The organism is Amycolatopsis cihanbeyliensis, from assembly GCF_006715045.1.
In the GTDB taxonomy this organism is placed as follows: domain Bacteria; phylum Actinomycetota; class Actinomycetes; order Mycobacteriales; family Pseudonocardiaceae; genus Amycolatopsis; species Amycolatopsis cihanbeyliensis.
Window position 1 is genome coordinate 1,563,751 of sequence record NZ_VFML01000001.1, and the last position, 21,821, is coordinate 1,585,571.

Genomic DNA, 21,821 nt, shown 5'->3' on the forward strand with positions numbered 1-21,821 from the left:
ACGACACCCTCGACAGTGTTCGACACCGCCTACTTCACCAACCCGTACGCCACATTCGCGCGCCTGCGCCAGGCCGGCTCGGTACACCGAGTGCTCACCCCAGACGGTCTGCCGATCTGGCTGATCACAGGTGACGCCGAAGTGCGGGCCGCCCTCCTCGACGCACGTCTCGCGCTGAACAAGGCCCACGCCCACGGTGGCTACGCCGGGTTCTCCCTCCCGCCGACCCTGGATGCCAACCTGCTCAACCGCGACGGCGCCGACCACGCCCGCTTGCGTCGCCTGGCCGCCGTAGCGTTCACCCCACGCCGGATCGACGGAATCCGTGACCGCCTCGACGAGGTGGTCACCGAACTGGCCGACCGCCTCGCCGAGCGGGGCACGGGGGACCTGGTCGCCGACTACGCAGCATCCATCCCCCTACGCACCATGGGCCACCTGTTAGGCGTGCCAGCCAACGACCAAGCCCGCTTCGCCCAATGGACCCGCACCATGCTCGCCCCCGACCACCCGGAGCAGGTCAGTGACGCGGTGGCCGCGATCCACCGGTTTCTGCTCGACCTCATCGCCGACCGCCGCGCCCAGCCCGGCCACGACCTGCTCTCCGGATGGATCACCGCCAGGGACGAAGGCGACCGGCTCGACGAAAACGAGCTCGTCTCCCTGACCTTCCTGATTCTGTGGGCCGGGATCGAGAACGTCACACACCTGATCAGCCACGGCACCCTCCAGCTGCTGCGCCATCCCGAGCAGATAACTCGGCTGCGCGCCGATCCGGGCCTGCTCCCCGTAGCTGTTGAGGAGCTGCTGCGCTACGCCCACGCCGACATGATGGCAATCCGCCGTTTCGCCACCGAAGATCTCCATATCCACGGCACCCGAATCCCCGCAGGAGACACAGTGATGCTCGCCCTGGCCTCAGCCAACCGGGACCCAGCCCGACACCACGACCCCGATCGGCTCGACCTCGACCGCAACCCCAACACCCACCTGTCCTTCGGGCTCGGCCCGCACTACTGCCTCGGTGCAGCCCTGGCAAGGCAACAGCTGCAACTGGCCTTCGACACCCTGCTGCGACGCTTCCCACGGCTCACCCTCGCCACCGACATCACCGCGCTGCGATGGCGACCGTCATTCCGCTCCCACAGCCTGCTCGCCCTACCCGTCACCGTATAGAGCCCCACAACACCAACGCACGACACGATGCCACGCCCGGCACGACACGCCGCTCGCACAGTCTCGACCCCCTCGGCCATCTCCAGGGACAGGTCACGGCAGGTGCTCAATCTTCAGCAGAGGGGTCGCGTGCATCCGCCAGCGAAGCGCGATTCGAGACCACGAGCCCCTGACACTACTCTCCGTTACCAATCATCGGATCCGCCGATATCCCTCGCGCCGGATCTTCGCATGAGCAGGTTCACCGACACCGGCAAGCCGCTGACCAGGGTTCGACCCCGCAGTCACCCGGCCTGGCTGCTCCTGGGCCGCTCAAACCTAACCGTTGCGGAAAGCCGCAGCTCACGGCACACACGGCTTCGTACGGACGCTGTACGAACCGCACCGGGGATTTGAACCTGCGACGAGCGTCGGCCTGGACTGCCCATCGGGCACCGAATGGATCGCCCCGAAGCCCATTCCCTCGTCTGCCCAGCGGTGCACCACTGTTGACACAGTAGTGGTCGCTGGTCCGAGCGCCCGTATCGTGCGCTGCCTGTTCTCCCAGGTCAATCTTGCACTTCACGCCCCGGTGGCCCTCCGGTGTGGCGTACCGACCTGCCCCGGCTGGCTTATCCTGATCATCGATACCAGCAGCCGGGACCGCGCGGCCCCAATCCGGAGTCGTCGACGCAACGTCTCGGCAGAGATCGGTCGACGGCGCTCCGCCCAGTGGCGCGCGTCCTCCTGTCGCGCCCGCTCCACCAAATCATCCTCGACCCGAAGCGAGCTTGATACTCTCCCCGTCGCATCCGGATCTTCGCCATCAATCGAACCGTTCGCCATTCGATCGTGTTCCGGTTGCCGGACTGGTGTCGCATCGCCGCCGGGGCTGGTCGTCTCCAAACATGACACCTCGGAGGCCGTCGCCCTGCTTGCCCGGCTTGTGGCTGACAAGGCATCCAGCAGCCCGGGGCCCGCCTCGGCCCAACCGATCAACAGCAACGGGCCCACCGCATCGAAGGCTGCCGGTGGTCATCGCCGACTCCCCCGATTCCGGCGATCCATCACCAACGGCACCCGCGCCGCGATGACCAGCGGCCTCCCGCTCAGACGTGTGCTACCTGAGCGAGCCGCCCGAGTCCGCTGGACGGACCCCGAATCCGTGTGCGTCCTGCGCGAGTCGCACCGGGGGCACCAAAAGGCCAGGTCACAGGCGCGGCGGGTGGGCCTGTCGACCGTGACGCCGGGCGGGTCCATGGTTTATCCATGGAGAACGTCCGGGGGAGGTCTGGAGTGCCTCGTCCGCCGCTGCCCCTCGGCACGTGGGGTGAGATCCGTACGCTGCAGGTCCCGGCCGTGCTCGACGACACCGGGGCGCTGGTGAGAAAGGCCCGATGGCGGGCCTTCACCCAGTACCGTGGCCGCGATGGCCGTACCCGCCAGGTCGAGCGAAGCGGGACCAGCCATACCGCGGCCCTCCGCCGTCTCCGTGAACACCTGCGATCCCTGACCGCCGCCAGCGGCAGTCCAGAACTGTCGGCCTCGTCCCGCCTCGCCGAGGCTGCCGACCTCTGGATCGAACGGGTGATCAGCCGGCGGGAACCCACTACCTACGACCGCTACCGGGGCCGCCTGGACAACCACATCCTGCCCACCCTCGGGGACCTGCTCCTGCGCGAGTGCACGATCGGCCGTCTCGAACACTACTTCGACAACCTGGCCCTTACCCTGGCTCCGAACACCCTCCGGGGCATCCGCAGCGTGCTCTCCGGGATCCTGCAGCTCGCCGTTCGCCACCAAGCCCTGGACCACAACCCCGTCCGGGACATCGAGCCCATCGAAGGCGGCAACACCCGCCCCAAGCTCACCTTCACCGCCACCGACCTGAGCGACTTCCTCACCCGGCTCGACGCCGATCCCGGCGCCCGCCGAGCCGACCTTCCCGACCTCGTTCGCTTCCTGTTCGGTACCGGCGTCCGGATCAGCGAGGCCCTCGCGCTGCGCTGGTGTGACCTCAACCTCACCACCATCACGGTCACCCGCGACGGTCAGGCCATCCCGCCGTGGTCGGTGTGGATCAGTGCCCACCTCGTCGTCGTCACCGGCAGAGGAATCCTCCGCCGCCCAGGCCAGGCCAACCGGACCAAGAAATCCGACCGGATCCTCGGCCTGCCCTCATACCTCACCACCGTGCTCATGGCCCGTCACCCCGCCGACGCACGTCCCGACGATCCCGTCTTCCCTTCTGCCACGCTCGGCTGGCGCCACCCCTGCAACGTGCAGCGCTCCGTCCGTCGCCTACGCGAACGTGCCGGGTATCCCACCTTCACCACCCACGTCGGTCGGCGCACCGTCGCAACCGTTCTCGACCACGCGGGGCAAACCGCACGCCAGATCGCCGACCAACTCGGCCACGCCAAGGTCTCCACCACCCAGAACGACTACCTCGGCCGTCACCTGGCCAACCCCCTCGCCCCCGCACTTCTTGACCACCCCACAGCACCCGCTCCGGTGTCCCTCGGCGCCACCGCTGCCCCGGCGCAGACCGTGAACTCGTACTGAAAGAAGCGCATCGTGCCCGATCCCAGATTCTCCGTAGCATCCGCGCCGCACCCGGCGTTACCCGCCGCGGTCAGGACCAGTCCACGACCGACCCGCGCCGAATTGCGCATCGCCGAGCGCGCCGCCCGCCTGGACCTCACCGAAAGGCGCCGACAAATCGACGAGCGCGCCCGGCAACGTGCGGAAGCCATCGCGCAACGTCGCCAGCGGCAACGCGCCACCCGACGCGCACAACGCCGGAAACGACGCCGCCAGACGATCACAACGGCCGTCTCGGTCCTCCGCAGAGCCCTGGTACATCTCGGAGTGAATGTGATCGCAGTACCGATCGTTGCGGCCACAGCCTCGGCATGGTGGTTCCAGTACAACGCGATGCGCGCGGCCGGACTCGCCGTTCTGCTGGCCTGCACGGTGGCGACGTCGCTGGAGTCCCTGGGCCTGGCCTTCGCCGGTCTCGCCCACAAGGCACGCGCCGTCCAGGACTCCGCAGCGCCCTACCGAATCGGAATGTGGGCCATCGTCTTCATGGCCGCCGCTGTGAACTACCGACACGGCTCATCCGCCTGGTCCCAGCCCGGGCTGACCGGTGTCGTTTTCGCGTCCCTATCTGTCGGATCGGTCGCCGGCTGGGAACTGCGCGAACGGCAGGCCTACCGCCAGCGCATCGCCACCCGCCTGCCTGCCCGACGACCGCAGTTCGGTCCTGCCCACTGGCTACGTTTCCCGCTGCGCACCTGGCGAGCGTTGTCAACCGCCATCCGCGATGGCATTACCGACCCCGTCACCGCCTTGTCGATCGCCGACGCTGACCGGCGACAGCGCCGCTTCGTCCAGGACACCCGCCGAGCTTTCGACCGGAAGGCCCTCGATCGCATCACCCAGCGCCTCGCCAACGCCGAACACCCCCACGACATCCACGCCCAACCGGCCACCACGCTCCACCAATACCCAGTCCCTCAAGCCCACGGCCGACTACAAGTTGCCGACGACGAACAAGGCCGATGTTTCCGGCCCCAACACCGTCACCGCGGTTCGTCGCGGCCGACCCGACGGACAACGCCCACTCCCAACCCGGCTGGCGACAACTCCAACCACCAGCACAGCGCCCCGGCAAAGCCGGATCAGACACGAAATCGCCGTCGACAAGCACACACAGCCGCCGCGCCGCCCAACAACACCGCCGTAGACATCAGCGACCTTCTCCCCCTCGCTCAGCAGATCGCCGTCAAACTCGGCCCACAACTCTCCCGCGACCGCCCCCTCGACCGCATCCGCCAACACGGCCACTCCATCGGCGGACGTCGCCGCGACGCCATCTACAACGCCGTCCGACCTCCACATCAAGTCCGCCCATAAGGCCAATACGGCCGCGCCCTCGACCTTGAAATGAGCGTCCAGCGCCTCGGCAACCTGCCAGGTCAGCCGCTCCTGCACCTCCAATCGGCGGGCGCAGGGGCCGAGCAGGCGCGACAGCCTGAACAGCCCCACCACCGGGACACCCGCGATCGGGAGGCATGCGACGGTGCCGGTGAAGGTCCTCATGTGGATACTCGCGGCAGCTCGTGAACTCCACCCTGGGCACCGCGATCATGCCCTCGGCCCACTCCACCGAAACGTGCCCGCCGACAGGGACTGTAATGGGACTGTCCGTGATCTTGTGGGTGGTGGGTGATCTTGACCATGCTGGAGCGGTCGCTCCGGCTGGGAAGGATCTAGGTTGACAAGCGAAGACAGGGTGGTCGGCTCGGCCGCTGACGGGAACTCCTCTGGTGATGATCTTGATGTGCGGGTTGCCCGGGAGTTGATCGACAAGGCTCGTGCGGATGGCGTGTCGCTGGTCGGCCCGAACGGGCTGTTGCGGCAGGTGACGAAGACGGTGCTGGAGTCGGCGCTGAACGCCGAGCTCGATGATCATCTGGGTTATGCGAAGGGCGATGTTGCCGGGAAGTTCGGGGGGAACGAGCGGAACGGTTCGTCGTCGAAAACGGTACGGACCGATGTGGGTGATGTGCGGATCGACGTGCCCCGGGACCGGCAGGGGACGTTCACTCCGCAGATCGTACCGAAGTACGCTCGCCGGGTCGAGGGGTTCGATGATGCGGTCATTTCCCTGTACGCTAAGGGGTTAACGACCGGCGAGATTCAGGCACACCTGGCCGATATTTATGATGCTCGGGTGTCGCGTGAGCTGATCTCGAAGATCACCGATAAGGTGGTTGACGATCTGAATTCGTGGCAAGCCCGGCCGCTGGATCGCGTGTATCCCGTTGTGCTGATCGATGCTATTCATGTCAAGATTCGTGATGGGGCGGTGGCGAACCGGCCGATCTATATCGCGGTGGGGATCACTCTGGCTGGTGAGCGGGATGTGCTGGGCATGTGGGTCGGCACCGGCGGCGAAGGCGCCAAGGGCTGGCTGAACCACTTGTCTGACTTGAAGAACCGTGGTGTCGAGGATGTCCTGATCGTCGCCTGTGACGGCCTGAAGGGGCTCCCCGAGGCGATCGCCGCGTTGTGGCCCCAGGCGGAGGTCCAGTTGTGTGTGGTGCACCTGGTGCGGGCGAGCCTGCGTTACGCCTCGAAGAAGTACTGGTCGGCGATCACGAAACGGCTCAAGCTGATCTACACCGCGCCCACCGCGGAGGCCGCCGAAGTCGAGTTCGTCGAATTCTGCGCCGAGTGGGAGGAACGCTATCCAGCGATGGTCCGGTTGTGGCGTAACAGTTGGGAACAGTTCACACCGTTCCTTGCCCATCCGCCCGAGTTGCGGAGGCTGGTGTACACCACGAATGCGATTGAGAGCCTGAACGCCCGGTTTCGGCAAGCCACGCGGCGGCGCGGTCATTTCCCGAATGATCAGGCTGCGCTCAAAGTGCTCTATCTCGTGATCAATAATCCGCTCAAGAACCGTTCCAATATCACTGGAAAGGTAGTAGGCTGGAAGCAGGCGTTGAACGCGCTCGCCATGCACTACGGCGACCGGCTCGACGTGCAGCAGTGACAGGGTGATCACATCACCACCCACAAGATCGCTGACACTCCCACTGTAATTTCGTTGGTGTAACTCCTGAGAGGGACTGTCGCCGTTACGGAGACAGTCCCGCACCTTCTTCTCTCCCGGGCCAGGATCCGAATCACTCCGTATGAAACTCAGGCCTTGTGTCCGATGACTAAATGCTTGTCACTGTTAGACTTATACGCTTCGCATTGGGTGAATCCTGCCTCTTTGAGGAGTGTGGTGTATTCGTGTGCTGTGCGGTGGCGCCCCCGGGTCTCCAGATGCATGGTCAGGTTCATTGCCGAGGTTGCGAGGGGTCCTTGCTTTGACTCGTTGAAGAGCCTGTCCATCACGAGCACCCGCCCGTGGTCGTGGCACGCCCGGTGTGCCTTGCGCAGGAGCTGGACACACGTGTTGTCGGGCCAGTCCGAGAGGATGTACCCGAAAGCGATGCAGTCGCCTTGGGGCAACTCGTCGGTCAAGAAGTCGCCCGGGGCGAAGGTGAGTCGGTCCCCGAGCCCACGGGCGGTGCGGGTTTCCTCGAGGTACGGTTCGACTTCGGGAAGATCGAACACGGTTGCCCGGAGCGCGGGCGAGTGCTGGAGCGCGGCGACCGCGAACGGCCCGCTGGCGCCGCCAACGTCGATCAAGCGGGTGGTGGTGGCTAGTCGGGCGAGGGCAGCAAGTTCTGTGGACGGGGCAAAACTGAGGTCCCACATAGCCTTCAGGAAGCGGCTGGTGGCCTCCTCGTCTCGATAGAGGGAGTTGAACGGCTGGCGGTCGGGTCCGTCCACCGAGTCCTTGCCGTGCTGGAGATAGGAGTCGAGGAGGGCCATCCTGCTCGCTGTCTCCTGGACGAGATGGGCAAGGAACCCGCCGATGTAGCGGTCGCTGTCCGGGTCGACGAAGGGCCGGACGGCGTCCGGGAGGCTGTATCGGCCCTCGGGTGTGCGCTGGACGATCTCGAATGCGGTCAAGACCAGCAGCATCCGTTCCGTGGTTTCCGGGTCGATATGGAGGTCTTCGGCGATGTCGGCTGCGACTGCAGGTCCGTTCGCGATCAGGTGGGTGCATACCTGGTAGCGGTCGGCCAGGTGCAGGACCGGCGTTGAGATCACGCCGAACATGACCTTCTCCAAGTTGCCCGGCAGCATGGTGGCTCTCCCTGTCGTTGTGGGGTATCCGGCCTGTGCAGCCCTTGCCTGCGATGGCCCGGGCGTGCGTCAGCCGCCATCCATGGCTGCTGCCTGCTCTATGAGCGCGGCGAGGGCCTGTGGATGGGTGACGTGTGCGAGGTGGTCGGCACCGTCGATGGATGCGTGGCGGCCGGCGGGGATCAGGTTCGCGAGGTGAAGCGCGGTCTGTCGGTGGTGTTTCAGTGACCGGCTTCCCGACGCGGTGATCACGGGTGTGGTGAGCGTGGTCGGGTCGATGGAGGGCAGGCTGAGGGTGGGGTCGGTCATCTCCCGGATCAGGGCTGTGCCGGCCGCTTCTAGTTCCTCGTCCGTCTGTCCCGTGGTGGGGCGACCGACGACGGCCTCATGGAGGGCTCTGGCCGCGGCAGCCGGGCCCCGGGCTGACGCGTCTTCGACCAACTGCTCCCAGGGGGCGGTGCGGGGCCACCATGGCAGCGAGCAGACGGGTGGTTCGAAGACGACGGCTGCCCTGCTGAGGCGGGGGTGTTGAGCCGCTGCGATGAGTGCCACGAGTGCGCCGTAGCTGTGTCCTGCCACGATGGGCTTCGGCAATCTGGAGGCTGCGGAGATGAGATCGGTGACGTGGTCGGCCAGTTTGGTCTGCGGGTCCGCGAGGGTGCGGGAGGTGCCCCATCCGCGCCGGTCGTACCCGGCGACGGTCCATCCGGGCAGGTGCGCTGCGACTCGCTGGAAGCTTGCGCTGTGGTCCATCGTCCCGTGGACGAACAGGACCGTCTCGGGCTGTGTTCCCCTTCTCGTGCGCAGTAGTGGACGGATCACGATGGTGTCCCGTCGGCGAGGAGCAGGGGGGCGATCTGCTCGGGAGTGGGGGCGGTGATCAGAGCGGCGGTGTCCACGGGTGTGCCGGTCAGTGATTCCAGACGTGCCAGGAATGCGGCTATGGTGATGGAGTCGCCGCCTGCGGCGAAGAAGTCGGAGTCCGCCTGGACCTGGCGCAGCGGGATGTCCAGGACCTGAGCGAAGTGTTCGGCGATTTCCCAGGTAAGGCGGGAGAGATGTCTTGCATGGGCGTCGGGTGGGGGCACGGGCCCGGAGTGGTGAGAGGGCTGGGCAGCGGGCGCGTTGGTGGGCGTGCGGCGGTGGTCGGCTTTACCGTTCGTGGTGCGCGGGAGTTCGGTGACAGCAGTGAACACGGCGGGCAGCATGGCGCTGTGCAGACGGGAGGCCAGGTAGGTGCGAATCGGTGTCTCGTCGAGCTGGGGGCCGGCGGGGACAACCAGGGTTCCGATGCGGCCGTCCTGTTGGTATGCGGCGCAGGCGGCGACACCGGGGGCGGACTCCAGGACGCGCTCGAGCTCGTCGAGTTCGACGCGTTGGCCGTGGATCTTGACCTGGCGGTCGTCCCGGCCGATGTAGTCGAGTGTGCCGTCCGGGCGCTGGCAGCAGATGTCACCGGTTCGGTAGAGCAGGCTCGCCTTGTCGGTGGTGGTGTGGGGGTTGCGGATGAAGCGTTCTTCCATGAGGTCCGGCTGATTCAGGTATCTTCCGACTCCGACACCGCCGAGCCACAGTTCCCCTTGCTGCCCGGGTGGGACGCGACGCAGGCGGTGGTCCAGGACATAGGCCAGCTTGTTGGCGACCGGCCTACCAATCGGCGGGCGGTCCTCGCCCGGGGAGCATTCGTGCCAGGTTGCCAGGACGGCGGTCTCGGCCGGACCGTACAGGTTGAGCAGGCGTCGTCCCGGTGCCGCCCACCGGCGCGCCCATGTGGCCGGCAGCCGCTCGCCCGCGGCAGCGGCGATGCGCAGTTCGGGTAGGGGCTGGTCCGAGGGGAGGGCCATCCAGACGGACGGGGTGAGGATTGCCGTGGTGATCCGCTGGGATGCGAGCAGCCGGACCAGCGGCGGCCCGACGGTGAGCTGGTCGGCAGGCGCGACGATCAAAGTGGCGCCGGACAGGAGTGCGGCGGTGAGGTCGGCGATGCAGCCGTCGAAGTTCGGTGACAGGAACTGCAGGACCCGGTCGCCGGGTTCGAGGCGGAAGATCTGGTGCTGCGCCAGGTGGAGATTGACCGTGGCCTCGTGGCTGATCGCGATGGCCTTCGGGGCGCCGGTGCTGCCGCTGGTGAAGACGAGGTAGGCGACGTCGCCGGGCGAGGCTCCGGTCAGCGGGGCGTCCGGGTGGGAGGCTTTCGCTCCTACGTCGATCGTCTGGGTGCCGAACACCGAGGCGGGGAGGCTGCCGTCGGTCACGACGAGGTGCGTCTTCGCCTCGTCGAGCATGGTTCTCAAGCGCTCTCGGGGGCAGGACACGTCCGCCAGCAGGAACGCGGCACCGGCCTTGGCAACCGCCAGCACAGCGAGGACGAACTCGACGGAACGTTCCATGACGATGCCGACCACCGTGCCCGGCTGGGCGCCTTGGTGCCGCAGTCGATGGGCCAGGGCGTTGGCCCAGTGGTCGAGTTCGCGGTAGCTGATGACGCCGTCCGGTCCTTCTACCGCCAGTGCGTCAGGGGTCAGCAGGGCTTGCCGTTCGAACACCTCGTGCCAGCAGGCTGCGGACGTGGTGATGGACGGAGGCAGGGCAGGGTCGCGGTAACCGGTGCTGGTGTCGGTTTCGGCCGGTTGCAGGTCGGCGCTGGCTTCGGGGGTCGCCGCGGCATCGACACGGATGCGTGCGTGTTCGAGGCAGCGGGTGTTCCCGTGCAGACCCCAGGACAGCGCTTCCGGTTCCGGTTCCGGTGCATAGGCCGGGTACTTGGCCAAAAAGCCCTGGATCGTGAAACCGGCGAGGCGTTCGGCGTAGCCCGCGCCGGGGCAGGCGTGGCGTCCGCTGCCGAAGCCGAGGTGTTTCGGGCCGTCTCGGGTCAGGTCCAGGGTGCGGGGTGCGGTGAAGGTCCGGGGGTCGAGGTTGGCGGCGGCCAGGTGGACCAGGACGCTCTCGCCTGCCGCGATCAACGTTCCCTGGACAGTCACGTCGGTGGTGGCTTTTCGCGCGACGTACTGGCTAGACCCGTTGATCCGCATGAACTCTGCGACGGCCGGTGGGATGAGCTCGGGTGTCTCCCGCAGCTGCTTCTGCAGGACCGGGTCGTCGTGCAGGGTCAGCAGAGCCGAGGTGACGAGGTGGGTCAGGGTCTGGTAGCCGCCGCCCACCAGGACGATGCAGTTCGCCGCAACAGCGAACAGCTCTCCGTCTGTTGGCTCCCGGCCGAGCAGCGGGGCGGTCAGGGAGCTGATCACGTCGCCGCCGGGAGCGCGCAGTCGGCTTCTCGCTTCATTCTGCAGCACGGCGAGGGCATCGCCTAGAACCGCGTCCACCTCTGGGTCCGGAGTGGCCGGCAGTGCGGACAGGCTTCCCAGCAGCCGTTCGTAAGCCTCGGCCCACCGGGTGAGTTCTGCTTCCCTTCCCTCCATGCCCAGCAACTGCGCCACCAGCGCGCAGGGCAGCTTCGCTGCGAAGTCTCCCACCAGGTCGAAGACACCCTTGGAGGGCAGGTCGTCGAGCGCACGGGCGGCTATCTGCCGCAGGTCGTTCTCGCGGCTCCTCACGCGGGTGCCGGAGACCTGCTCGGCCAGGGCTGTGCGGATGGCCTTGTGCTGTGGCGGATCCATGAAGAGCATCTGCTCGTGCACCATGGTGCTCAAGTTGGCGGACGTGTGAAGACCCAGCTCCTGAAACGTGCCCTGGTCGTGCTCGCGCACGGAGGAAAATGTTCGGTGGTTGCGCAGGATCTCGACAGCCTCAGCGTAGCCGGAGCACACCCACATTGCCCCGACCTCGTCGAAGAACAGGGGCCCGAGATCGGCGATGGCGTCGATGTAGACGGATGGATCCGCGATGATTTCGGGAGTTCTGAGTAAGTGGATTCCATGCCTGGCACGGTCGTATCCGGCTGGGCGCTCATGCGGTCGCATGGGAACTCCTTAAGTAGGGGCCACGGCTTGAAGACTCTGCCGCTCCGGGAAACAGCTTTGGTGCCCACGTCCGTAGTCAGCTGAGGTGGCCGACGACGACGCCGTTGGCGCCGGCCGCTTCGATGGGCATCACCTCCACGCGGGCGAAGCCTGCCTCCTGCAGCCAGCCGCGGTACTCTGCGGCCGAGTAGTTCTTGCCGCCCTCCGTCTCCACCAGCATGTTCATCCCCATCAAGGCCGCAGCCGGTGGGCCGGTCCGCTCGTCGTTGAGCAGGAGCTCGCAGATCAGCACGGCACCGCCCGGGGGAAGAGCGGCTCGGCACTTACGCAGCAGTGTCCGGCAGGTCTCCTCGTCCCAGTCGTGAAGAATCATGCTCAGGATGATGGCGTCGTAGCCGCGGGGCAGCTCGGGGTCGCAGATGAAGTCACCGGCGACCACATCGACGGCACCGTCCATATTGGCGGCGGTGATCTTCTGGCGCGCCAGATCGCCCACGTGCGGCAGTTCGAAGACCGTCGCGCTCAAGTGACCGAAGCGACGGCACAACTCGATGGGAAAGGCGCCGGCGCCGCCACCCACGTCCAACAGCCGCGTGTGCCGGGTGAGGTCATAGACCGTGGCGAGCGCGCGCGCCGTGAAGGTGGAGATGCAGTACATGCAGTCCCAAAACAGCTGCAGCGTCTCCGGGTCCCCGGTGTCGAACAGCGACTCCTGCGTGCCCGGGGTCCAGGTGAGGGGACGGTTTGTCCGAAGCGCCTCGACAATGGACTGCCAGGCAGGATACTCCCGGCGGTCCAGGTAGCGGACGAACCCGCCGAAATAGTAGGGCGCCCCCTTGACCAGGAACTCCTCCGAGAGTTCCGAATTCCGGTACCGGGCACCGGACTTGTTCAGCAGGCCCAACGATGCGCAGCCAGCCAGGAGCAGGTCGGCCGGGCGGTGGGCGATCCCCAGTTCGGCTGACACCTCCTCCATGGTCAGTTCACGTCCTCCGGCCAACAGATCGAACAGGCCGATTTCGATAGCACCCGCATAGGTCTTGAAGCTCCAGAACCCCGTGGCGAGCTGCATGAGAGGGGTAGGCAGCAGCGGTGAGATGTCTTCGCGCGATTGCGGCATGGAAAACTCCTGAGAGGCACGACGATCGACCACGAGGGAAGGGAAGGACGAGTTGCCTCGCTCGTCCCCTGCGGGTTCTGCGGGGTGTCGCGCGACCTCGCCGAAAAGCGGTTCGCTCGACAGCGGCCGGAACCGGGACTGGAAGAAGCGCAGCGTCTCAGGCTCGTGGGTGAACTCCACGCCCGACCGCAGCTCCCCTCGCTGCCCGTACAGTCGTATGACGCTGTCGGCTACGACATCCATATGGCTCTGGGTGTAGGCGCGGCGCGGGATGGTGAGCCGGACCAATTCGAGAGGTGGATACCGGTTCTCGCCCGTGACCGGATCCCGCCCGGCCGACACCGCTCCCCGCTCCGTGCACCTGATCCCGGCGTCGAGGTAGAGCGCGCAGGTCAGCGTCTGCGCGGGAAACTGCTCGCGGGGCACCCCCGGCAGGAATGCGGTCGCGTTGAGGAACACGGCGTGCCCGCCCACCGGGCGTACGATCGGCGCGCCCGCTGCGGCGATCCGGTCCGCTAGATAGGCCACCTGCTGGACGCGGGTGCGGATGCTGTCCTCCTGGACGGACTCCTCGATGCCCTGGGCCGTCGCCTCCAGGTCACGGCCGGCCATCCCGCCGTAGGTGTGCAGTCCCTCGTAGACAACGACCAGATTGCGTGCCCGCTCGGCGAGTGCTGGATCGCGCACAGCAAGCCAACCGCCGATATTGGCGAAGCTGTCCTTCTTCGCCGACATTGTGGCGCCGTCGGTCAGCTCACACATCTCCCGCAGGACGGCTGCCACCGAGTGCTCGGTCCAGCCCGGCTCGCGCTGCTTGATGAACCAGGCGTTCTCCACCGCTCTCGCCGCGTCAAGGATGATCGGGATCCCGTGGCGGCAGGTGAGTTCACGGACCTCCGCGAGGTTGGCCATGCTGATGGGCTGGCCTCCGGCCATGTTCACCGTCGCGGCCAGCGAAACGTATGGAATCTGCTCGGCCCCCACCTCGTCGATGAGCCGCTCCAGCTTGGCGAGGTCAACATTCCCTTTGAACGGCAAGTCCACATCCGGGTCATGGGCCGTGTCGATGACGATGTCGTGGAAAACCCCGCCGTTGAGCTCCTGGTGCTCGCGTGTGGTGGTGAAGTACATGTTGCCCGGGACGTGATGGCCCGGTCGGATGAGACAGCGCGAGAGTATGTGCTCCGCTGCCCGCCCCTGGTGAGCGGGTATCACATGCGGGTAGCCGTAGTAGTCACGCACCGCCGCCTCGAAGCGGTGGAAGCTCCGCGAGCCCGCGTACGACTCGTCACCGAGCATCACCGCAGCCCACTGCCGGTCCGACATCGCGCCGGTCCCCGAGTCGGTGTAAAGGTCGATGTACACCAGCTCTGCCGGCAGCAGGCCCACGTTGTAGCCGGCCGCCGACAGAGCTGCTCTGCGCTCCTCGGCGCTTGTGAGACGAATGGACTCGATGCTCTTGATCCGCCAGGGCTCCGCGGGATGGCGCACATCAGCTGAGGAATCCATGGACCCTGGGTAACCTGACACGCTCATGGGAGCTTCCTTCCATCAGCTCGAGAGCTGGCCCGCCGCCGACGACCGCCATGCCGCCGGTGTCACGTACCGGCTCCCGGCACACAAGTACGTCGTATCCCAGATACTTTCTTCCACGTCGCACCGTGAAGCCTCATCATGAACTCGTTCCATACGGCGCTGGTCGCTTTGCCGGGCCACACCGTCGCAAGCTCCTGCCACCGGAACCGGCCAGCCGTTCACGCTTTCACGACCCGGATCCGGTCGGCGTTGCCGGCACCAGTGCGCCGCCCGATCGCAAGTAGCGCGCGACGTGTCGATCGTCGGGTCGGCCCGCGCAGGTCGAACGCGAACGACAGCCGTCCCGACATCACCGGCCGGGAGAACGAGCCGGTCATCCCGTAGTAGTTGAGCTGGCGGGCGTCGCCGCCCACCATCGCCCAGCAGTCGCTGCCGCCCGGCAAGCGGCATAAGGAAACATCAAACGCTTGTCCCGGAAAGGAAAGGTCCCTCAACCCTAGCCACCCCCAGCCGCTCAGGCCACTGGCAAGCATCATCGACCCCACCACACCCCTTCACCTACCGAAGACGGAGTAACCAGTTTTTAGTCCAGGCTTCCTCAAGCCGTTCCGTCATTCCCCGCACCCAACGAGCCTAAACCCCGAACGCACGAGGCTGACCAGTCCGAAGGCTGGAAACACTCGAACAGCTCACACTGACAATGATCAACTGTCTACATTCCGTAACTAACTCGCACGTTCAGCGGACGGACCCGTTCCATTGCCCGGTTCTCGTGCGAGCGCTTGTAGGCGCCCTCCAGGTGCAGTCGGTACGGTTGGCGCGTTTCTTGCAGGATCGCGGCACTGTCCTTTTTGGTCGGACCCTTGCGGGCGACCTCAACCAAGCGCACGTTGTGCTTACGGAGCAACGGAAGGATGTGCCGCTCGGCGAGCTTGCCGGTGGTGCTCCATTCATCCCCGGTCTGTGTGACGAAAACGACCAGGTTGGAGTAGTCGCGTGCGGTCGTGTCAGGTCGGGCGGCGGGGTCGGTGAGCATCCGGTATATCGCGGCGGTTGACTCTGCTCCCATGCCGTACGACCACGCATACGGCATCAGCTCGGTGTAGCGGATCGGGTTGGTGTCGACGTGAGTGGAGGCGTCGGGTGCACTCCTCTCCATTCCACCCTCCGTGCGTTGTTGTTCTGCGGATGGGTATTCGTGCGGCGGAGGGATGGCGACAGCACCAAAGTCGGCGGCCGGGCCCATTCGCCGAGAGACGATCAGCGGGGCCCGGCTACTCGTGGCACGGTTTCGCTGGCACGCTCGGGACCGGCTGTTTCATGCTCCGGCGTACTTGCATTGGACGATGTCGCCGTCGTGGCGACCGTCGCAGGTGATCTCGCCGAGCTTGCGGTTCTTGACGGCCAGCTTGCGCCGTGCGATCACTTCGATGTCGTCGATGGTCGGCCCTTCCAGCGCTTCGTGATGCTGGCGGCTGTCATCGTCGAGTGGATTGCCGGGGAACGCAGTGGCCCAAATGCGGAAGCACAGGCCCGCGACAGGTGACCGCAGCGGGGCACGCAGACTGAGATCGCTGCACAGGCAGCACGCTTCCGCCGCGGTGCCCGGCCGCGTGTCCGCGTCGTTCACCAGGCGCTCCAGGAGTTCGCGGCAGTGCGACCGGTAGACGAACTCGGTGGCCATGAGTCTGTGCGTCGCCGCGAGAAGCGGAACGCTGTGGTAGAGGAGGTCGCGTTCAGACGAATGCCGCCTCATAGCCTCACGAATCTCGTCTTCTGCCCAGTCAAGTCGCTGAAAGACTCCTTTCAGTAAGCTGGCTACCTCATACAGGATGTACAGTGGAGAGTAGTTCTCGGTTGTTTTGGGCATGGCTGATCCCTTTCCTTTATCGTGAATTGCGGTGGCACTTCGGGCGGCGTGTGCCGCGCCGCCGGAGCCGACCTAGTAGTCGAGCTCGGCTTGCGCGCCGACCGGCTCCCTGCGACCGAATGAGTAGGCGATGTTGCACATCGCGCTCGTCCGCACGCTGGCCAAGATGCGCCGCATCCGCGACGTCTTGGCTGTCGTCAGCCGCGCCGATGACGTGCTTGCCCATGCCACCCGGCCAAGGACCCGCCTTGCACCACGCCGCGGAAACTGGCCGGCGCAGTGCCGAGCCGACCCACTCCCACAAAGCACAGCCAGCACGGGGCCGCCTGCCAGGCCGCGGCCACCTACCTCGCCCGGGCGGTAACGCTCACGTGCCTGGCACGAGAGGTTCGACCGGATCGCCGAGCTCGCCGGAAGCGATACTGACGCCGGACACACCGCACACGCACTCGGCAACGACGCTTCGGCACCGAAATCGGTCCCGACCGCGCTGACGGCGTTCCTGACCCACCCCGGTGACGCCGCCCAGACCATCCGCTACGCCGTTCGGGCCGGAAGAGACACCGACACCATCATCGCCATGGCCTGTGTCCTCCCCGGGCCAGCAACGGCACGACCACCCTGCCCAACACCTGGATCGCGCGTCTCGAGGCCACCGACCGGCTGCTCCACAACCAGGGTCGAGGTCGGGACGGCACTGCTCGGTCAGTGGCTGTGTGGTCTGGCTACGGCATCGGCACGGCGTTCGAGGAGGATGGTGTCGTGCCAGGTGCCGTTGCGTTGGGCGATGCGTTCGCGGACGCCGACGGTGCGGTAGCCGGCGCTGCGGTGCAGGGCGAGGCCGGCGCGGTTCTCGGTGAGCACCGAGGTTTGCAGAGTCCAGAACCCGGCGCAGTCGGCCTCGACGACCTGCTGGCGGATGAGTGCCTTACCGACGCCACGGCCACGGTGGTCGGCGGCGACGTAGACCGAGCTGTCGGCGACGCCGGAATAGCAGGCGCGGGTGGACGCGGGGCTCAACGTTGCCCAGCCGACGATCTCGCCATCGATCTCGGCGACCCAGCGTTGTCCTGGCAGCCACTGGGCGTCCAGGGTGGCGCGGCTGGGCACGGTGGTGTCGAAGGTGGCGATCCCGGTGGCGATGCCCTCGCCGTAGATCCGCCGCACGGCCGGCCAATCCTCGGCGCGCAACGCTCGGATGCGGACGTCGGCCGGGGTGTCTTCCGGGCAGCACGGCCGTGGTGCGAGTAGGCCCATCACCGCGTCGGCGGCGTGCGGCAGCCCGGCGCAGCAGTTCTCGTTGATCGAGACCCGGGTGGTGGTGCCGTCCTTGTGCAGGTGCAGGAAGCCCACGTCGGCGAGCTTGCGGACGTGGTGCGAGCAGGTGGACTGGCTGATGCCGAGCTGCTCGGTGAGCGCGCCGACGGTGATGTTGCCGGGGGCGGTGGCCACCGCGTGCAGCAGTCGCACCCGGGTCGGCTCGGCCAGGCACGCGAACCACCCGGCGTAGGTGGCGGCCTCGGGCTCGGCCAGGAGCGGCGCGGTGATCGTCATGCCCTCATTATCGACCGGACTCGATGGTTGCGTCAATCGAACTCCATCGATACATTCACCTTAACTCTATCGTTCGTGATCGATGAAAGGTGGTAGTGATGGGTGAATTGCCTGTGGCGGTGGTGGGCGCGGGCCCGGTGGGGCTGGCCGCGGCGGCCGAACTGGTCGAGCGCGGGATCGAGCCGGTGGTACTGGAGCGCGGTGACGGGGCGGGAGCGGCAGTGGCCGAGTGGGGCCATGTCCGGTTGTTCTCGCCCTGGTCGGAGCTGATTGCCCCGGCCGCCGCTCGATTGCTCGCCGACACCGGGTGGGAGCGACCGTCCGGTGCGGTGTACCCGACCGGGGCCGAGTGGGCCGACTCGTACCTGCGTCCGCTCGCGGCGGCACTGGGTGAACGGGTGTGGTGCGGTGCGGAGGTTGTCGGGGTGGCGCGGCGTGGCCGGGATCGGGTGGTGGACGCGGGCCGGGACACTGAGCCACTGACAGTCCACATTAGACGTTCCGATGGTGGTGTGGAGCTGCTGGCGGCGCGGGCGTTGATCGACGCGTCGGGTACCTGGGGGAGCCCGAATCCGCTTGGTGCCGATGGTTTGCCCGCACCGGGTGAGCGGGTGGCCGGCGAACGGGTGACCTACCGGGTCCCGGACCTGACCGTCGAACAGACGCGTGAGCGGCACGCAGGTAGGCACGTGGTGGTGGCCGGGAGCGGGCATTCGGCGCTGACGGCGCTGGTCGGGCTCGCCGGGCTCGCGGGCAGCGGGACGCGGGTGAGCTGGGTGCTGCGCCGAGGCGCGGTCGGTGACGCGTTCGGCGGCGGGGAGGCCGACCAGCTCCCGGCGCGGGGGGCGCTGGGGCTGCGGGCGAAGCAGGCCGTGGCGGCTGGGCAGGTGCGAGTGGTGACCGGGTTCCGCACCGAGACCGTGGAGCTCGAGCCTGGCGGGCGGCTGGCGCTGGTGTCCGCCACGGGCGACCGGATCGAGGGCGTGGACGAGGCGGTCGCGTTGACCGGGTTCCGGCCCGACCTTTCCTGGTTGTCCGAGCTGCGGTTGGAGCTGGACGCCACGTTGCAGGCGCCGACCACGCTGGCACCGCTGATCGACCCGAACGTGCACTCCTGCGGCACCGTCTACCCGCATGGCGTGCGCGAGCTCTCCCACCCCGAATCCGGGGTGTTCCTTGCCGGGATGAAGAGCTATGGGCGGGCACCGACATTTCTGGCGATGACCGGGTACGAGCAGGTGCGCAGCATCGTCGCCGCGCTGGCCGGGGACCGCTCCGCGGCCGAGCGAGTCGAGCTGGTGCTGCCCGAGACCGGGGTGTGCGGCGGGGCCGGGCTGGTCGACGAGCCGGAGGCCGCGGCGGCCGGAGGGTGTTGCGCGAGTGAGCCGGAGCCGATCGGCCCCCCGGCGTCCTCGGGCGCTCGTTGATGGCACTGTCCACGGCGGCGCGGCCCGGCTCGCTGAACCGGGCCGGGCTGAGCCGGGTGCTGGCCACCCTGTGCGTCACCGAGGTGACCAGCTGGGGCGTGCTGTACTACGCGTTTCCGGTGCTGGCCACCGACATCAGCGCGGCGACCGGGTGGCCACTGGCGTGGCTGATCGCCGCGTTTTCCGCAGGCCAGCTCGTGGCGGCGCTGGTCGGCATTCCCGTCGGCCGCGTCCTCGACCGGCACGGCCCCCGGGCGGTGATGACCGCGGGGTCGGTGCTGGCGGTACCCGCCGTGCTGGCGATCGCCGCCGCGCCGAACCTGGCGTGGTTCGCCGGTGCGTGGCTGCTGGCCGGGGTGGCCATGGGGGCCGTGCTCTACCCGCCCGCGTTCGCGGCGCTGACCCGCTGGTACGGACCCCATCGGGTACGGGCCCTGACCGTGCTCACCCTGGCGGCGGGCCTGGCGAGCACGGTGTTCGCGCCGCTCACGGCCGCGCTCGCGGCCCGGCTGGAGTGGCGCCAGGTCTACCTCGTGCTCGCCATCGTGCTCGGCCTGATCACGATCATCGGGCACGCTTGGGGGTTGCGCGGCCCCTGGCCACGATCCGATGAGGACGCTCAGGGCCCGGCAGGGCAGCCACCGGGACGGGTAGTGCGCAGCCGCCCCTTCATCGTGCTGGTGGCGGCGCTGGCGCTGACGGCGTTCGCCACGTTCGCCGTGGTGATCAACCTGGTGCCGCTGCTGCTGGAGCGGGGCGTCGACGCGGGCACGGCGGCCGTCGCGCTCGGCCTGGGCGGACTCGGCCAGGTACTCGGCCGCCTCGGCTACGCGCCGCTGGTTCGGTGGCTGAACGTGCGTGCCCGCACCGTGGTCGTGCTGGCGGCGGTGGCGATCACCACGGCACTGCTGGGCGTGCTGACCTCCGTGACCGCACTCATCGTCGCGGCCGTCGTCGCCGGCATGGCGCGGGGCATCCTCACCCTGCTGCAAGCCACCGCGGTGACCGACCGGTGGGGAGCCACCCACTACGGGCAGCTGACCGGAATCCTGTCCGCGCCACTCACCATCACCGTCGCACTGGCCCCGTGGGCCGGTGCCGGCATCGCCGCCCTCACCGGCGGCTACTCCCCCATGTTCCTCGTACTCGCCGCCCTGGCCCTCGGCGGTTCCGCGCTCGGGCTGGCCGCCACACCATCCTCGACGGAAAGGACACCATGAACGACGTGATCATCATCGGCGGCGGCCAGTCCGGCCTCGCCGCCGCCCGCGCCGCCCAGCTCCACGGCCTGACCCCGGTGGTACTGGAAGCCGGGCCCGAACCGGCCGGGTCCTGGCCGCACTACTACGACAGCCTCTCCCTGTTCTCCCCCGCGGGCTACAGCGGCCAGCCCGGCGCACCGTTCCCCGGCGACCCCGAGCGCTACCCCACCCGGGACGAGGTCGCCAATCACCTACGTGACCGCGCCGCCGCACTCGACGTCGAGATCCGCACCCACACCCGGGCCACCGAGGTCGCCACCGACGACCGTGGCGGGTTCGTGGTGCGGACGGCGCACGGCCAGACATGGCCCGCCGCGGGTGTGGTCGCGGCCAGCGGCTCGTTCGGCAACCCGCACCTGCCGGTGCTGCCCGGTCAGGACGAGTTCACCGGCCGCCTGCTGCACTCCGCGGACTACCGCAATCCGGCGCCCTTCGCCGGGCAGCGGATCGTCGTGGTCGGCGCGGGCAACTCGGCGATCCAGATCGGCTACGAACTGGCCGACGTCGCCCGGGTCACCCTCGCCACCCGGCATCCGCTCGCCTTCGTCCCGCAGCGCCAGCAGGGCAGGGACCTGCACTACTGGCTGCGCCACACCGGCTTCGACGACCTGCCCCCGGCATGGCTGGCCCGACTGGTCACCACCACGCTGGTGCTGGACACCGGCAGCTACCAGCACGCCCTGGACACCGGGAAACTGGACCGCCGCCCGATGTTCACCGGCTTCGACGGCGACCACGTCGTCTGGCCGGACGGCGGCCGGGAGCGGGTGGACACCGTCCTGCTCGCCACCGGCTACCGCCCGCATCTGGACTACCTCGAATCGCTCGGCGCCCTGACCGAAGGGCACCCGGCGCACGCGGGCGGCATCTCCACCACTCACCCCGGCCTGGTGTACGTGGGGCTGGAGTTCCAACGCTCCTTCGCCTCCAACACCCTGCGCGGCGTGCACCGCGACGCCGAGCACGTCACCGCCGCACTGGCCGCCCACGTGCACAAGGCTGGTGACCTGGTGGCCTGACCGCAGGCAGACCGGGCCGCTGCCGTTGCTCGCCCACCACCGCCCGACCGGTCGTGCCGCGCTGACCTGCGAATACCGCTGCGGTAACGCGTGCGCCCATCCCGCGCCGAACACCTCGGACAACCCCTACCTCGGCGACGTGATCGCCGGTGCCGTCTCGCGTCACTCGCTGCTGCGCGCGGGTGCGGTGGTAGCCCTGGCCGTCGGGGCTGCCGGGACCGTATCCGGAGCCGCGGTC

The 21,821-nt window shown here is 67.8% G+C and carries 15 protein-coding genes and 2 pseudogenes; 8 read left to right on the forward strand and 9 right to left on the reverse strand.

Annotated features, from left to right (window positions below; all coding sequences use genetic code 11):
- Positions 1-15: 15 nt before the first annotated feature.
- The 3 genes from FB471_RS06805 (at position 16) to FB471_RS34935 (ending at position 5,076) form a co-directional block, all read left to right on the forward strand.
- Positions 16-1,176, forward strand: a complete 1,161-nt coding sequence (locus FB471_RS06805; RefSeq protein WP_246076270.1) for a cytochrome P450 family protein — start codon at positions 16-18, stop codon at positions 1,174-1,176.
- Between the two features lie 1,275 nt (positions 1,177-2,451).
- The gene (locus FB471_RS06810; protein WP_170220735.1) at positions 2,452-3,720 is read left to right on the forward strand and encodes a site-specific integrase; all 1,269 of its coding nucleotides are present in this window, start codon (positions 2,452-2,454) and stop codon (positions 3,718-3,720) included.
- Positions 3,721-3,732: 12 nt separating this feature from the next.
- On the forward strand, positions 3,733-5,076 hold the full coding sequence (locus FB471_RS34935) for a DUF2637 domain-containing protein (RefSeq protein WP_246076271.1): 1,344 nt from the start codon (positions 3,733-3,735) through the stop codon (positions 5,074-5,076).
- 12 nt (positions 5,077-5,088) lie between these two features.
- Here the strand turns inward: FB471_RS34935 and FB471_RS34940 are convergent.
- Positions 5,089-5,262, reverse strand: a pseudogene (locus tag FB471_RS34940) (GTP cyclohydrolase I); the annotation flags it as partial.
- A gap of 175 nt (positions 5,263-5,437) precedes the next feature.
- Between FB471_RS34940 and FB471_RS06825 the strand changes: the two are divergent.
- The gene (locus tag FB471_RS06825) at positions 5,438-6,721 is read left to right on the forward strand and encodes an IS256 family transposase (protein ID WP_141996154.1); all 1,284 of its coding nucleotides are present in this window, start codon (positions 5,438-5,440) and stop codon (positions 6,719-6,721) included.
- A 149-nt stretch (positions 6,722-6,870) separates the two neighbouring features.
- On the opposite strand, the gene FB471_RS06830 is transcribed toward FB471_RS06825, so the two are convergent.
- The 7 genes from FB471_RS06830 to FB471_RS06865 form a co-directional block, all read right to left on the reverse strand.
- Complete coding sequence (locus tag FB471_RS06830) at positions 6,871-7,872, reverse strand: methyltransferase (protein WP_141996501.1); 1,002 nt, start codon at positions 7,870-7,872, stop codon at positions 6,871-6,873.
- A 69-nt stretch (positions 7,873-7,941) separates the two neighbouring features.
- Positions 7,942-8,694, reverse strand: a complete 753-nt coding sequence (locus FB471_RS06835; protein WP_141996502.1) for an alpha/beta fold hydrolase — start codon at positions 8,692-8,694, stop codon at positions 7,942-7,944.
- Positions 8,691-11,795 (reverse strand): amino acid adenylation domain-containing protein, encoded by a 3,105-nt coding sequence (locus FB471_RS06840; RefSeq protein ID WP_141996503.1) that lies wholly within the window; start codon positions 11,793-11,795, stop codon positions 8,691-8,693. Before FB471_RS06840 ends, FB471_RS06835 begins: the two co-directional genes overlap by 4 nt.
- 76 nt (positions 11,796-11,871) lie before the next feature.
- The gene (locus FB471_RS34505; protein ID WP_211357970.1) at positions 11,872-14,424 is read right to left on the reverse strand and encodes a tryptophanase; all 2,553 of its coding nucleotides are present in this window, start codon (positions 14,422-14,424) and stop codon (positions 11,872-11,874) included.
- 245 nt (positions 14,425-14,669) lie between these two features.
- Complete coding sequence (locus FB471_RS06855; RefSeq protein WP_141996504.1) at positions 14,670-14,987, reverse strand: hypothetical protein; 318 nt, start codon at positions 14,985-14,987, stop codon at positions 14,670-14,672.
- A gap of 176 nt (positions 14,988-15,163) precedes the next feature.
- Positions 15,164-15,610 (reverse strand): hypothetical protein, encoded by a 447-nt coding sequence (locus FB471_RS06860; protein WP_141996505.1) that lies wholly within the window; start codon positions 15,608-15,610, stop codon positions 15,164-15,166.
- A gap of 159 nt (positions 15,611-15,769) precedes the next feature.
- Entirely contained in the window at positions 15,770-16,321 is a 552-nt protein-coding gene (locus tag FB471_RS06865; RefSeq protein WP_141996506.1) for a hypothetical protein, read from the reverse strand.
- A gap of 382 nt (positions 16,322-16,703) precedes the next feature.
- Between FB471_RS06865 and FB471_RS35865 the strand changes: the two are divergent.
- A pseudogene (locus tag FB471_RS35865) lies at positions 16,704-17,138 on the forward strand (ADP-ribosylglycohydrolase family protein); the annotation flags it as partial.
- On the opposite strand, the gene FB471_RS06875 reads toward FB471_RS35865, so the two are convergent.
- A complete protein-coding gene (locus FB471_RS06875) occupies positions 17,027-17,875 on the reverse strand; it encodes a helix-turn-helix domain-containing GNAT family N-acetyltransferase (RefSeq protein WP_141996507.1) in 849 nt (282 codons plus the stop codon). The pseudogene FB471_RS35865 and the gene FB471_RS06875 sit on opposite strands and share 112 nt — an antisense overlap.
- Positions 17,876-17,973: 98 nt before the next feature.
- On the opposite strand from FB471_RS06875, the gene FB471_RS06880 reads away from it, so the two are divergent.
- Genes FB471_RS06880 through FB471_RS06890 form a run of 3 tightly spaced genes read left to right on the forward strand, consistent with a single transcriptional unit; the run spans position 17,974 to position 21,583 of the window.
- A complete protein-coding gene (locus FB471_RS06880; protein ID WP_141996508.1) occupies positions 17,974-19,302 on the forward strand; it encodes an FAD-dependent oxidoreductase in 1,329 nt (442 codons plus the stop codon).
- Positions 19,302-20,522: an MFS transporter gene (locus FB471_RS06885; RefSeq protein WP_141996509.1), complete on the forward strand. Its 1,221-nt coding sequence runs from the start codon at positions 19,302-19,304 to the stop codon at positions 20,520-20,522. The genes FB471_RS06880 and FB471_RS06885 overlap by 1 nt, the downstream gene beginning before the upstream one ends.
- Positions 20,519-21,583, forward strand: coding sequence for a flavin-containing monooxygenase (locus FB471_RS06890; RefSeq protein WP_141996510.1), 1,065 nt, complete (start codon positions 20,519-20,521; stop codon positions 21,581-21,583). Before FB471_RS06885 ends, FB471_RS06890 begins: the two co-directional genes overlap by 4 nt.
- The last annotated feature ends 238 nt before the right edge of the window (positions 21,584-21,821 follow it).